Origin of the sequence: Cupriavidus sp. Agwp_2, assembly GCF_040784895.1 — a bacterium.
In the GTDB taxonomy this organism is placed as follows: domain Bacteria; phylum Pseudomonadota; class Gammaproteobacteria; order Burkholderiales; family Burkholderiaceae; genus Cupriavidus.
This window is the reverse complement of sequence record NZ_CP088085.1, coordinates 108,395-121,659: the sequence shown is the minus strand read 5'-3', so window position 1 is coordinate 121,659 and position 13,265 is coordinate 108,395. Positions and strand designations below refer to the sequence as shown.

Annotated in this window: 12 protein-coding genes and 3 pseudogenes; 8 read left to right on the top strand and 7 right to left on the bottom strand. The window is 61.1% G+C overall.

Annotation, left to right across the window (positions count from 1 at the left end; translation table 11 throughout):
- Positions 1-11: 11 nt before the first annotated feature.
- Together LPA45_RS30840 and LPA45_RS30830 are read left to right on the top strand one after the other, a co-directional pair.
- Complete coding sequence (locus tag LPA45_RS30840; RefSeq protein ID WP_317925152.1) at positions 12-1,547, top strand: GMC oxidoreductase; 1,536 nt, start codon at positions 12-14, stop codon at positions 1,545-1,547.
- A gap of 483 nt (positions 1,548-2,030) precedes the next feature.
- On the top strand, positions 2,031-3,704 hold the full coding sequence (locus tag LPA45_RS30830; protein ID WP_317925150.1) for an arylsulfatase: 1,674 nt from the start codon (positions 2,031-2,033) through the stop codon (positions 3,702-3,704).
- A 454-nt stretch (positions 3,705-4,158) separates the two neighbouring features.
- Here the strand turns inward: LPA45_RS30830 and LPA45_RS34245 are convergent, their stop codons facing one another.
- Together LPA45_RS34245 and LPA45_RS30820 are read right to left on the bottom strand one after the other, a co-directional pair.
- Positions 4,159-4,449 carry an excalibur calcium-binding domain-containing protein gene (locus LPA45_RS34245; RefSeq protein WP_376790712.1) on the bottom strand — a complete coding sequence of 97 codons (291 nt, stop codon included), beginning with the start codon at positions 4,447-4,449 and terminating at the stop codon, positions 4,159-4,161.
- A gap of 452 nt (positions 4,450-4,901) precedes the next feature.
- Positions 4,902-5,588: an MBL fold metallo-hydrolase gene (locus tag LPA45_RS30820; RefSeq protein ID WP_367395317.1), complete on the bottom strand. Its 687-nt coding sequence runs from the start codon at positions 5,586-5,588 to the stop codon at positions 4,902-4,904.
- A gap of 176 nt (positions 5,589-5,764) precedes the next feature.
- Between LPA45_RS30820 and LPA45_RS34240 the strand changes: the two are divergent.
- Positions 5,765-5,881 (top strand): annotated as a pseudogene (locus tag LPA45_RS34240) (MmgE/PrpD family protein); the annotation flags it as partial.
- Between the two features lie 52 nt (positions 5,882-5,933).
- A complete protein-coding gene (locus LPA45_RS30810; RefSeq protein ID WP_376790711.1) occupies positions 5,934-6,248 on the top strand; it encodes a hypothetical protein in 315 nt (104 codons plus the stop codon).
- Positions 6,249-6,307: 59 nt separating this feature from the next.
- On the opposite strand, the gene LPA45_RS30805 is transcribed toward LPA45_RS30810, so the two are convergent.
- Positions 6,308-7,012: a dienelactone hydrolase family protein gene (locus LPA45_RS30805; protein ID WP_199414544.1), complete on the bottom strand. Its 705-nt coding sequence runs from the start codon at positions 7,010-7,012 to the stop codon at positions 6,308-6,310.
- A gap of 768 nt (positions 7,013-7,780) precedes the next feature.
- Here LPA45_RS30805 and LPA45_RS30800 point away from each other — a divergent pair.
- Complete coding sequence (locus LPA45_RS30800) at positions 7,781-8,386, top strand: YitT family protein (RefSeq protein WP_116318582.1); 606 nt, start codon at positions 7,781-7,783, stop codon at positions 8,384-8,386.
- A gap of 74 nt (positions 8,387-8,460) precedes the next feature.
- On the opposite strand, the gene LPA45_RS30795 is transcribed toward LPA45_RS30800, so the two are convergent.
- Both LPA45_RS30795 and LPA45_RS30790 read right to left on the bottom strand, forming a co-directional pair.
- The gene (locus LPA45_RS30795) at positions 8,461-9,747 is read right to left on the bottom strand and encodes an MFS transporter (RefSeq protein ID WP_317925245.1); all 1,287 of its coding nucleotides are present in this window, start codon (positions 9,745-9,747) and stop codon (positions 8,461-8,463) included.
- A 373-nt stretch (positions 9,748-10,120) separates the two neighbouring features.
- Positions 10,121-10,274: pseudogene (locus tag LPA45_RS30790) on the bottom strand (RNA polymerase subunit sigma-24); the annotation flags it as partial.
- A gap of 123 nt (positions 10,275-10,397) precedes the next feature.
- Between LPA45_RS30790 and LPA45_RS30785 the strand changes: the two are divergent.
- From LPA45_RS30785 to LPA45_RS30775, 3 genes and pseudogenes are all read left to right on the top strand, one after another.
- Positions 10,398-10,634, top strand: a pseudogene (locus tag LPA45_RS30785) (hypothetical protein); the annotation flags it as partial.
- A gap of 163 nt (positions 10,635-10,797) precedes the next feature.
- The gene (locus LPA45_RS30780) at positions 10,798-11,346 is read left to right on the top strand and encodes a hypothetical protein (protein ID WP_317925246.1); all 549 of its coding nucleotides are present in this window, start codon (positions 10,798-10,800) and stop codon (positions 11,344-11,346) included.
- 191 nt (positions 11,347-11,537) lie between these two features.
- Entirely contained in the window at positions 11,538-11,978 is a 441-nt protein-coding gene (locus tag LPA45_RS30775) for a hypothetical protein (RefSeq protein ID WP_116318578.1), read from the top strand.
- A gap of 272 nt (positions 11,979-12,250) precedes the next feature.
- On the opposite strand, the gene LPA45_RS30770 is transcribed toward LPA45_RS30775, so the two are convergent.
- Positions 12,251-12,757 (bottom strand): YkgB family protein, encoded by a 507-nt coding sequence (locus LPA45_RS30770; RefSeq protein WP_317925249.1) that lies wholly within the window; start codon positions 12,755-12,757, stop codon positions 12,251-12,253.
- 147 nt (positions 12,758-12,904) lie between these two features.
- Positions 12,905-13,210 carry a carboxymuconolactone decarboxylase family protein gene (locus tag LPA45_RS30765; RefSeq protein WP_116318576.1) on the bottom strand — a complete coding sequence of 102 codons (306 nt, stop codon included), beginning with the start codon at positions 13,208-13,210 and terminating at the stop codon, positions 12,905-12,907.
- Positions 13,211-13,265: the final 55 nt, after the last annotated feature.

The following is a 13,265-nucleotide window of genomic DNA, read 5'->3' as shown; positions in this document are numbered from 1 at the left end:
CAGGAGCCATCATGAGCAAGACGCTGCTGGACCAGCTCTATTTCAGGACACTGGCCGAGGTGTCGGGCGAACGCTTCGACTACATCGTGATCGGCGCGGGGGCCTATGGCACCAGCTTCGCCCACAAGGCGCTGGCGCTCGATCCGCGATGCCGCGTGCTGCTGTTGGAGAAGGGCAGCTTCCTGATCCCGGAACACATCCAGAACCTGCCGCCCACCTACATCGACCTGAACCAGCAGGCCGGCACCACGCCGTGGGCGTACACCGGCACCGAGAAGTTCATGCCTCAGATCCCTTACGCAGGCGGCCGGGCGCTGTTCTGGAACGCATGGGTGCCCCAGCCGCCGCGCCTTGAAATGCCCGACTGGCCGGAAGCGTCGGTCGAAAGCCTCACTGACCAGTGGCTCGCGGCGGGCCGCTACCTGGGACGGCGCTACTCGCTGGAAGCCCCCGGCAATGCCAACGCTTCGCTCGGCGCGGTCATGCGCGAGCGCCTGTTCGACGGTCTCGATACCATCCGCAACGCCATCCCCGCCGGCAACCCCGCCTCGCTCGACTCGGCGATGGCCACGGCCCAGGGCGGTGCCGGCGGGGAATGGTCCAAGTTCGCGCCGATCGCGGTGCTGGTAGCCGACGTGCAGGCCGACGCGGCCCGCCTGGCCGTGGTCAGCGAAGCGGAGGTGCTTCGCCTCGCCCGCAGCGGCGACAGGATCGTCGGGATCGAAACGACGCAGGGCCAGCTCGCCGTCAACGATGCGCAGGTGATACTGGCGTGCAATACGCTGGAAGCGGCGTTCATCGTGCAACGGTCTGCGTTCGGGCTGCCGCTGGTGGGCAAGAACCTGGGCGGGCACATCCGCTCGTGGCTGGCGCTGCGCATGCCCGCGACCGAAGTGCCGGGATGCTCCGACGGCCTGCAGGTGTGCGCGTTCTACCTGCCCGGCCAGGCAGCCGACGGCCGCCTGCTGCACACCCACATCACCGTGGCCCACAATCCGACGCCGGCACTCTCATACGACGTGCTCTACAAGCTCCTGCCCGATGCATCGATGGCGCAGACGCTCACCACGTACCAGGACCCGGCATATGTCGTCGTCATGCTGCACACGATGGGCGAGTTCCTGGGCGAGCGCAGCGCCAGTTCGTGGAACTATGCCGGCGTCGATGACAGCGGCCAGGCCGTGGTGCACGTGGTGATGCGCCCCGGGGACCATGCGTTCTGGGGCGAAATGGACCGCACCACCTTCGACGTGGGCCGGGTGCTGGCCGGCGAGGCCGCCGTGCAGTACCAGCAAACCGACGGCTCGTGGTTAGCCGAGCCGCCGCCGTCGATCCGCAACAGCGGCCTGGTTCACGAGGCCGGCACGTTCTGGATGGGCGAAGATCCCGCCGGCTCGGTCACCGACGTCAATGGCACCGTGCATGGCCTGGTCAACCTGCATGGCGTGGGCAGCATGCTGTTCCCGCGACCGGGCTCGTTCAACCCCACCCTGACCGGGATCGCCCAGTCGTTCGGGCTGGCGCAGCGACTGGCGGGGGCACGCTGAGGCATGCGGCCGCTGACTTTCAGCAGCAAGGGAATCTCAATCGGTTGGGATTGAGTACTCAAAGGGATCTAGCCGGTCCAGCCTCGCGCCTTCGCGGCATTTAGTGCTGCGTCGAGGAGACGCCGACCGGCTTGCCGGGGCCATCGTCAATGAATTCCATCTTCGGATCGCGCATCGCGCATCCCAGGGTCGCATAAATTCGATGGTGCGGCCGTACGCGATATACGTTTTGAAACCGTTCGCGGGGAGATAGGAGGCGGACCCGCAGGTAGGGCAGTGGGCACGAGTCCGATCCTCACTTTTCCCGCCAACGGCCAATTCCTTTCATACGCGAATCAAAAAGATTCACTTCGAATTGGCGTGCGCCTAGTAGATTCTGAATCGGCTGCAGATCCGACAACTGGAATGCCAATCTAATAGCCAAGAGCCAGTATCGCACGTGATGTTTCGGCGCCAACGGCCAAACGCACAAGGGAGAATGCGATGAAAAGTGATATTCGCAGCATACTGGTGCTGCTCCGCTCGGCGTGGTGCTACGCCTCCACATGCATTCTCGTTGCGCTGACTCTGACGCTGATCCCGACTCTCGCCTTTGCCCAGACGCCTGCCACGAAGCCAAACATTGTTGTCATCTTCGGCGACGATATTGGCCTCTGGAATGTGGGGGCATACGCACATGGCATCATGGGTCGGACTCCCAATATCGACAGCCTCGCCCGTGACGGCGCGCTCTTTACTGATCACTATGGCCAGCCCAGTTGCACCGCCGGGCGCGCAGCGTTCATCACCGGCCAAATGCCGGTGCGCACTGGCATGACGACGATCGGCATTCCGGGCTCCATGCGCGGCATCCAGAAGGAAGACCCCACGCTGGCCGAAGTGCTGAAGACTCAAGGTTATGCGACCGGCCAGTTCGGCAAGAACCATCTTGGCGACCGCAACGAGTTCCTGCCTACCGTGCACGGGTTCGACGAGTGGTTTGGAAACCTGTATCACCTGAACGCCGAAGAAGAACCGGAGGAGCTTGATTATCCGGGGCAACGCAACCCGGAATATCTAAAGAAGTTCGGGCCGCGTGGCGTACTTCACGCCTGGGCGACCAGCCAGGACGATTCGACCACCGATCCAAAGTTCGGCCGCGTCGGCAAACAGCGGATTGAGAATACCGGACCGCTCACGCGCAAGCGCATGGAAACCTTCGACGCCGAGGTCCTCCAACACACGCTCAACTGGATGGACCGGGTCGGCAAGGACAACAAGCCGTTCTTTCTCTGGTTCAATTCCACGGCGATACACATTTGGTCGCACCCACAGCATCAGTATGTGCAGAAGGCCGTTGCCGAGGGACGTGCAGAGCAGGACGTGGTGCGCGCCAGAATGATCGAGCATGACGAGCAAGTCGGGAAGATCCTCAACAAACTGCGTGAAATGGGCGTGGCTGAGAACACGATTGTCATCTACACCACCGATAACGGCAATGAACTGATGATGTGGCCGGACGGTGGCTACGCCCCGTTCCGAGGAGAGAAAGGCACCACTTGGGAAGGCGGCGTGCGGGTGCCCTGCTTGATTCGCTGGCCCGGCAAGATTCCATCAGGCTCAGATCTCAATGGGGTCCAGAATCACGAGGACTTGTTCGTATCGCTGGCCGCGGCAGCAGGTCTGCCCACGCTGAAGGACGACCTGCTAAAGGGTTATCGGATGGGTGGCACACGGTACAAGGCGCATCTGGATGGCTATAACAATCTCGACTACTGGATGGGCAAGACCGACAAATCCGCGCGACGCGAGATCATCTACTACGACGAGACGGATCTAATGGCCATTCGGGTTGACGGCTGGAAGATGCATATCGGTGTCAAGAAGGATGGAAGCTGGTTCAACACGAAGTACTACCCAAGCGTGCCGTACATTTTCAATCTGCTGATGGACCCGCTGGAGAAGATGGATCCGGAATCGCACGAATGGGGCTATGCGGGCCGACGCTTTGTCGGACAGAAGCTCTGGGCACCGACGGCAGCCGTGCCGTTCCTGGATGCTCACTTGAAGTCGATGGAAGAATATCCACCGCGCCAAGGTGCGGACACGCTCAGCATGAAGAAAGCGATCGACGAAGCAATGAAAAAAATGTCGACGCCGAATAAGGGCAGCAATTGAATGGCAGTTGGCCGCTGGTTCACGCTGGCAATCCGACGTTCATCGCCTGGCACGGTACGGGAGATCCAATGATCGTTCATTGCCAGGGAGCGGTATTAATGGGCGGCTTTTGTTCCCCTTGAGCTGCACAAACGCGGGCATGGAGACCTGGGGAAAGATGTGTGTATCTTTGAGCGCCGCTGTCAGCCGGTCGTAGAGCTTTATCTCATCCTGACGCAAGAATGGAGATCTGCGAACAAAACGAAAATCCCTGGGAGGAACGCCCGCCCGCCGCTGCTGACGGGGCCAAAGCCTGCTGCATCGGAAGCGGACCTTGGTGGCCGAGTCCGAACGGCCATTCCGGGTCGGAAGCGATGGCCGCATAGCAGCCGGATGCCTCGCCAATTGCCGCATGCGGTTTCCCGCTCCGCGTCTTCGTGAAAAATGGTAGCGCGTGAACTACCTCATCAGCGCGTCAAAACGTGCACTGGAGAGGCGGCGTCTCACATGGAATGCCGTCACCATCGCCATCCATTTTCACCGCTGGGCAGTTCTTTAGGTAGAAGCGGGCTTCCGCGCAGGAAGACATCTGGCTACAGTGCTGTTTGCCCTCGCAGCGGAAGACTGATTCCGGCGTTGGGGCAATAATCGAAACCGCGATCGGCTGTGGCTCGGCGTCGACCCCCACATTTTCCAGCGGCGCGTGAGTTTTGTAGTAGATGAAAACGGCCGTGGCGGCCGCGACTAGCAGCAAGCTCTTGTACATGTTGACCCCAACCCTGCTTTTTTTGTTATCCAACAGCAAGGATGCCACAACAACATCGTAGTCGGTCTGCCGCCCTGTCGGGATGAGGTTCCAGGAGGGACTAATGTGCAATTGACGCCCCAGCCGGGATTGAGTCCACCCTGCCGGGTCTGGCATGTCTCGGCCAAATCGGACATTCCAGCTTTGCCGCGGCAGGCAATGTCCAGGCAAAGTTCGCCCTACGGGCGTTATGTTTAATGGTAGCACTCCAGCTCGCCGGTGCCGATAAGTCAGCCCCGTGGGTCGGGAGCCGTCCATTTGTACTTCGGCATGGCCTACGATCTCACAGATAAACTGGTAATCGGCATCTCATCCCCAGGCGCTATTTTAGAGTTGGAAAACGGCTATCAAACCGAAGGCGTGACGGCATAATTCCGCGTACCAGCGGCGGCACGGGATGAGCGCGTTCTCGATTATTCCGAAACGGTCTCATCGGGGCACTGGCGTTTCGCGAGCGCAAGCGTCGTGGCGCCGGCCGGTGGCACGCGATAGTTCTTCTGAGTCAGTAAATCCAGCCCGCATGACAGGCCTTCGACCCAGTCGATGAAGCGCGCCACCATCTCCTTGCCGCAAAACGATGGTCCGTGTTGGGGAACGATCCAGTCGATATCGAGCGTCCGCGCCATGGCGGCCCACAGTCGGCAAGCGCGGTTGCCGCTCATATAGCGCTGGTGGAAAGGCAGCATGTGGCGCGCATGCGCGTCGAAGTCCGAGACCGTAGTGCTGGCCACGTCGGCGCCGGTCATAGCCGCGCCCAGGTCGCCCGAGAACAGGATCTTGCTGACCGGGTCGTAGAACTGGAAGTTTCCCTCCGAATGAAGGAAATGCGCTGGCACGGCCACCAGCGTGCCGTGGCCGAGGGGGATGTGCGCGCCCTGGTCGGAAATGGTCTCGATGCGGCCGGAGGTCATGCCGGCCTGGCAGAAATGCGGAAGAAAGCGTGCCCACACGCCGGAAATCACCACGCGACAGTCGGAGCCGCTTAGCCAGCGGCCGACCGAAGCGACAATATCCGGATCGGCGTGCGAGGCAAGGACGTAATCGAGCTGCTTGGGCGGAAAGTAGCGGCTGATGGCCAGGTACAGTCCGCCATAGGTCATCGGCGGTAGCGGACCGCAGACCCGCCTGTAGCAAGGCTTTGACGGCGCAATAAATCACGCGCCGTCGGACAATCTGTAAGTTATTGATAGATAAGCCATTTTCTGTACATACCGCCAGAAAAATACGGATAGTACGATGACCACGAAGCGCTTGATCGACCGATACAAGTCTTGAAGTGGGGGCGCGCGTTGCGGAATACCTGGGACGCTCGCACTATCGCATCTTTCACACGACTGCCACGGTGGGAACGCTTGCCGCAGCGGTTGCCGTGGGCAGGCTTCTTCGGCTCGATTCGCAAAGTATGCATTCATGGCCGCGCAGGCACCGAGTAGCTCTACGGCGCCATACGGACAGCACCGGAGGTCGAGGCCTTCCGCACCCGTGTGTCGATGAAATTGGACAACGAGGTCGATGCCGCCTATCCGCAGCGATGGATCGGCAAGGTACGCGTGGTCACGGTCGAAGGCCGCGAGCTCGAGTCCGTCGTGCGGATGCCCAAGGGCGACCCCGTCAACCCGCTTACTGACGAGGAGATCGAGCAAAAGCTGCTGCGCCTGGCCCGCTTTGCCGGAGGAGCAAGCCCGGACGAAATCGCCGCCCTCATCCGGCAGGTCCGGGACATGGAAAGCTGGACCCGGACACCGCGGTTGCTGTCGTAAGCGCGACGTGACCGACCGGTTTGCCGGGCCGCAGACGGGATGCTTCCGGCTGGCGATGATCAGCGCCAGAGGTGGCGCGCGAAGAACGTCAGTGTGCGGTCCCAGGCGACCTGCGCCCAAGCGGCGTCGTACTGGGTACCGGCGATGCGGCCGTCGCCGATGGCTTCCTCGTTGGCAAAGGCATGGTGCGCGAGGTAACGGTGGAACGTCGCATCGACGCCGCCGGCGCGCAGCTTCTCCTCGAGCTTGTCGAAGTTCTCGGCCGCAAAGAACGCGTCCTGCGCGGCCGAGTGGACGAGCACCGGCACCTTGATATTGGCAGGGTCGATGGCTTCCAGCGGCGGCATGCCGTAGAACGGCACACCTGCCTTCAGCTCGGGGATGGCGTTCAGCGACAGCAGCGTCAGCGCGCCACCCATGCAGAAGCCGGTGATACCGATGCGGCTGCTCAGGGTGCCGAGGTACTGCACGGCGCCGCGGATGTCCTGCGCCACGGCGTCACCGAAGTTCAGCTTGGACATCAGGTGGTGGGCCTCTTCCTGCTCGACCGTGCTGGCGCCGCGGTAGAGGTCCGGCACCAGCGCGTAGTAGCCGGCACGCCCAAGGCGGTCGGCCACGCCGCGAATCTGGTTGTTCAGCCCCCACCACTCCTGGACAACGATGATGGCCGGGGCGCCGTCGGTGAGATCCGGCCTGGCAAGGTAGCCGTTGACCGACTGGCCGTCGGGACGGATGAACGAGACAGTCTGACCGATGTGTCGCATGATTGGCTGCTCCTGTCGTTTGCTGTGGACCAGATGGCCGGATGATAGCGCGTAAGGCCGGATCCCGGCCATCTCTCTTTCCCGGCTCGCCCCCGATTCGTCTAAGGTCATCCCCGTTACTCACGACGCTCGCTCCAGATGAAAGGCCGATCCACCAACTATGCCACCGACGCCGCCTTACCAGTCAGTGTGGCCATCGGGACGAGCGGCGCAGTCGGGACCTGCTATCTCGCTCGGAGACGCATTCCGTCGTCGCAGGTTTCAAAAGTCCTCTACGTCTTCCTGGAATAGCTATGCGACTCAGAAGCAGGGCCACCCAATGCGAGGCAAACCTGAGGGAGGGCCTGTCCGCCTTGCGTATTCGTGGCATGGCTCGGGGAAATCGGACCGAAGCGGATGCCAGAAGAGCGATCTCTTTCAAAAGGTCTACATGAAGGTCGCAGGCGCGATCGGATCAACAGAGGCGTCCATTTCAAAGCCCACGGAGTGACCGTTCAGGGTTGTCGGGAAGTGCCGGCCGCCGAGTTCGCAAGAGTCGCTTGCCGGCGAGGAGTCGAGCGGGTAGCAGCGGTTTGCATCGAGACAGTCCGGCGGAGATCTATTGGACGACGAAATCAGTGCTGAACGAACCCATATCTTGGCGGCTGACACTTGACCAGGATCATGCAAGGGCTCGTCCAGCGTCGCTACACTTTGTCAGTCGTAGTCCGACTTGCGCCCGACTTATCTTGATGGGCAGTATCGAAGCCATCTTCGCCCCCCTCCGCCATGAAGCCTGCAATCGCCCAACACACTCCCATAGAGAACTTGCAGGCACTGATAATAGGCACACTGCTTGTCGCACTGGCAGTATCCATGTTCAAGCAGGCAGGTTTGCTTTCGGGCGGTACGGCTGGTCTGGCATTCCTTGCCCATTACCTCGGCGGCATGCCGTTCAGCGTAGCGTTCTTCGTCTTCAACCTGCCCTTCTACTGGCTTGCATGGAAATTCATGGGCGGGACGTTCACTTTCCGGACGTTTGTGGCGGTATTGTTGTTCTCAGTCGAAGCCGACTTGCTGCCACGCTGCCTCAGCTTCGCCACGCTCGACCCCACGCTTGCTGCAATCCTGGGAGGCGTACTATTGGGCAACGGATTCCTGATTCTGTTTCGGCACAAGGCGAGCCTTGGCGGTATCGGCATCCTTGCTCTCGTGCTTCAGGAACGGCACAACTGGCGTGCCGGCCATATCCAGATGGCGGTGGATGCAGCGGTCGTCGGAGCGGCTCTCCTGACCGTTCCATGGCCGCGCGTCGCTCTCTCCATTCTCGGTGCCGTTGTCCTCAACTTTGTATTGGCGACCAACCACCGCCCGGGACGCTACGTGGTCCAGTGATCATTGCTGGCGTCCGTCAACTGCGAGTGAGAACGATCCTCACCGTGCTGCTCACTTCTGGCCAGTATGCTGCGCTAACCATTGCCGTCGGCCGCAACCTCCGGATTTGGTTCTCCGTCCTTGGTAGCAATCAATGCTTTCGGCGTCAGCGGAATCAAAGGGAGAATCAGTGCGTACACCACGGTAGTCGCGATCACACACAACGTGAAGCCGTGCGCTGCGCCGCTGTTATAAATCCATGAGCCCAACAAATCCCCGGCACGCGCCGAGAGCGCGAGAACACCATCGACCAGCATCATCAAGGTCCCTTGCAGGCCCGGTGGACAGGACCGCATCGCAAGATCGAAGTATGCTGCCGTGGCTACCCCGCCCATCAGCCCTATCGGTGCCGCCAACACCAGGGCGAGATCGGCTGAGTGAATGAATGCCAGCGGAACCATCTGCGGCACTGCGACGATCGTTCCCCACCACAGCAGCTTGTTCAGCGATACCTTCTTGCATAACACGCCGTACAGCAAGAATGTCGGGATGAACGCGGCGGCGAAGATGCCGTTGTAGTATGAATACACGGAATCCGACGCATTTAGCTCATTGCTCAGATAGAACTGCAGCGGCGTGGCAGACCCTGGCGCAAAGTTCCACAGAAAGCAGATGAGCAGGGCTGGATAGACGGCCTTATGCTTCACTAGCCGTCTGACATTACCAACGAAATCCGCGCTCCCGGCTTGCGGCTTCTCGTACACATGGCCGAAGACGGAAGTGGGATTCCAGAGCCCGAACACGGCAATCAACAGCGTGACCATCGCCACTAACAAGAAGGCCTCTTGTGGGGCAAGATGATCGGACACGAGCCCGGAAGCGAACGCTCCCGCAACGACGGGAACGGAGCTGACCACGTTGGACAAAGCGCTCAGGCGCCCAGACATGAGCTTTTCCTGGCCCACCAGTGCGAGTAACCCCTGATAGGCTGCGGCAGTAAATCGGGATGACAGCATTGCCAGCAGCATTCCGACGACCAGTCCCGTGTATGAAGTCCCCGCAAACGCCATCCAGGTGAATGCCGCCGCGGTGGTGGGAGCGAAAATCAGGAAGAAGCCGCGGTCTCGCAATCCGAGCGGATTCCAATGATCGCGCGCGAGCCCAAAAGCAAACGCAATATACACGGGTATGCCGGTAATCAGCCGGAATGCCGAGATCTGCGTCGCTGTCGCATGCAACTCATTCTTGAGTAGGTACGACGTCTGTATATCAATCAGGTAACCGGCCGGCGTCGCCAGATGGACAAATAGTGTCAGCCAACCGAAGTACAGCAGGGTTCGGTAATTGTCCTTAGGGCCATTGGGATCTAAAGCGGCCGGCATTGTCGGAGGCGGAGCGAAAGACTGGAAATTCGGTCTGTACAGATTGCCGATCAGAACTGCTCGTAAAGCCACACCTCCAGGTACGGCGTGCCCAAACACCAGCTTCCGGATTCGGCATGGAGTCGCCCTTGCCCGCGAGAATAGTGCTCAAGAAAAATCAAGTTAACTGCCGGGCAACGATAACAGCATACTGCGCCAGAGACGATGGAGGTAGCGCGGACTTGACAATGACGGCCCTGGGTAACGAGGACCGCACCGCCGTTCCGCCTTGTCAATCACATCAGTCGCATCCCGAACGGAGCAGCCCGCGCATGCGAAGGGCTGCTAGTACGTGATTGACTACCGCGTCGCAGCGTGGACCGGCAAGCTGAAAGTCCTGAGCTTCGGCATCGTCCGGGACCAGCCCCCCTCGCCGTCCGGAACAGCAAGCGGTTGTTGCGCCGCATGATGACCTCGAAGGCAGAGGCGGCGCCGGCACGGGCGCTGGCTATCAGTTCGGCATCCGTGTGGGCATCGACGGCAGACATCTTGGGGACCTGGCATTCCGGTTTGTGTTCGTATTGGCGATTTCGCTCCCGTTTCTGACCATTAGACGTGCCTACTTACGGAAAGGTGACAAAGATCTGGGTTCCGGACGGTAGCCCGCCTCAATCCCAGGCCTCTTTCGACCGCGTCAGCCATCATATCCCCGCCTCGCCGATCGAAATCTGGGTCGGGGTCTCTCCGTACCTTCCGGCCTCCGCGGCATTTGCCGATGCAAACTCGGTCCTGCACCCGTCCGCCGACTCGATTGCCGAGCCGGAAACCCCAAGCTACGCCTCGCGCTCCGCGACCAAGCCTACCGGACCACGTCACTAAGGGGCATCTGGCAACACGCCCCCTACTTTCATGACGGATCAGCGGCGACGTTGTCGGATGTCGTGAAGACCTACAACACGAAGCAGGGACTGGGGCTGACCAACCAGGAAATTGCCGACCTGGCCGAGTATCTGAAATCGCTGTGAGGGGTGCGACGGGCCGAGATCGCGCGGCTGTCTGTGAGAACCCTTCGTGGCTGAGTTCGATGGACACCATTTCTTACAACTCAGCGGAGTACCCATCGGTATTCTTGCGGCACTTTTGCCAACTCAGGTCATCATGCATTCCGTTCGTGTGCTCACCGTAGCTGCGGCAGCACTGTTTACCGGCTGCGCCGTCGCTCCCTACGAAGACGACTATTACCATCGCGGATACTCACGTCCCCTCTATGGCGGTGGCTACTCTGGCTGGGACAGCGGCCACTACCATGGCGGCAACCGAAAATGGGACGGTAGCTGGGATCGAGGCCGCGACTGGGACGAGAAGAGAAGCAGAAGCCGGGATTGGAACAACGGCGACAGCCGAAGCTGGACCCGTGGTCGAGATCAAGGCGAAAGCCGCGGCGAAAAACAAGGATGGCATCACCGCGACGAGCTTACTGAGAATCGTGGTCGGGAACGACGGAGCGAGCGCGGAGAGCACCGGAGTAATGGTCGTAGCAATCACCGCGCTGACGAGGGCAGCCGCCACCATGATTGGGACGGCGGCCACGGCCGCGGCAAAGATCGCAACAGGGATTGATGCAGCAACCGCTAGCGTTGGTCGGCCCCACAGACTGAAGAGCGCGCTTCGCGCCTGGTGCAACGCCCATCGGCACGCTCGCGAATCGCGCGCTGCCCCCACTAAGGCCAGGCAATCCCTGAATTGGACCTCCCGTGTAGCGTGTAGACTTCCCGTCGACTCATTGCCAACCCTCGCTACTCAAGGAAAAAATGCCTCAAAATTCACTTCGCGGACTGTGCTTGACCCTGCTGCTAACTGCCGCAACCACATCGGCACTGGCTGAAGACCTGAAAAATGCTGCCGGCGGTGGGCTGGGCGGTGCCGCAGGCGCGGCGGTCGGTGGAGCGCTGGGAGGCAGCAGCGGTGCTGTCATCGGCGGCGCGCTGGGAGGCGGCGCGGGCGGTGCGGTGACAGCCAACAAGAAGGAACGAACCGGGGCCATTGTGGGTGGCGCGCTGGGCGGTGGCGCTGGCGCGGCGGCGGGAAATGCCTTGGGCGGCCGCACTGGCGGTATCGTTGGTGCCGCTGCTGGCGGCGCGGCCGGATCGGCGCTGGGCGGCAATGTGTCGCGCAACAACTACGCCGATGATCACAAGCATGGCAATCCCGGCAAGCATAAAGGCCACAAGAAGCATCGTCACGACGACTGAGCGAGACGACGTGCGGGCGTCCAACTCGCGGTATCTACCCCTTCACGCGTGCGCAGAGATCGGAACGGCCAGGACGAAAAGAGCCGACGCTGTTGTGCCAGTACCTTGCAAGGGGTCGCGGGCGCCTGGATGGGCTTCGACGATGGATGTTAGCGACAGGCCTGGCTAATGCCCGTCAACACTCATAGCCTCCGCTGCCCCGGCGTCCTTGTGGGCTCGCGTCGGTCGGAAGCCGGCCAAGATTCGGCATGCCGCAGAACACTGCTACGTACTCAACGGCGATCCCACCGGGAACGCGCCGCCTGCCAACGTGCCAGCGCCGTGCGCAGCAGGGAAGCCGACGCTGCCAACAGCACGAGGTCCTTCAGCAGGAACTGGCCGATTGGCGCTGAGATCGCCGGAAACCCGCCAGCGGTCGGCTCGGCAACGCCGGGGGTGGTGACAAAGAACGTCAGCGTGATCACGTATGTCGCGCATGACATGGCTGCACCAAGTACCGCCACCCTGTGATGGAAGGCGCCGGCGGCCAGCGTCACCGCGGTGGACAGTTCCATCACGCCAATGACAGCGCTGGCGCCACGTACACCGAACACGTCGATCAGCCAGGCCATGAAGGGGCTATTCTCGATGAACGGCGCAATCCCCTGCGCTTCGTAGCCGGTAAATTTCATCCCGCCGAACCAGAGAAAGACGACAACCAGAGACCAGCGCAGCAATGCCTCGTGGTTGTTGATGGCTTCGCTGGTGCGCGTTGTGGCGACGGGTTTGATGGCTTGCATAGTTACTCCTCAACGGATATGTGGTGTGGTGGAGGAGCACGCCCCGGTGGCGCAGACCTCCTCGTATCAGACGCGTCCCTTACCGGAATGAAGTCGCCCCACGGAGTTCGGGGCTCCCCTTGCGCGGTAAGGTTCGTTGGATGGCGTTCAGTCTCGGAACAGGTGCGTGGCATGCGTGACCGCACCGCCCGCCCGGATGGCGGCGGCGACGAGTGCGGCTTCTGCAAGTTGCGCATTGGTGGCGCCGGCATCGTGGGCGGCCTTGGTATGCAGGGCGATGCAATAAGGGCACTGCGTCGTCAGCGCCACGGCCACCGCAATAATCTGTTTCTGCTGCGCCGAAAGCGCGCCGTCGGCAAAAGCTGCGTGGTCAAATGCACGGAAGCTCTTCATCGCTTCAGGAGCGTTTTCGTCCAGCTTCCTCAAACGGGCAAGATCCTTCATATCAAACATGAAAACTCCATCAAGGTTGGGGTTGGAGTAGGTATGATAGGAATGGCAAGGTTCC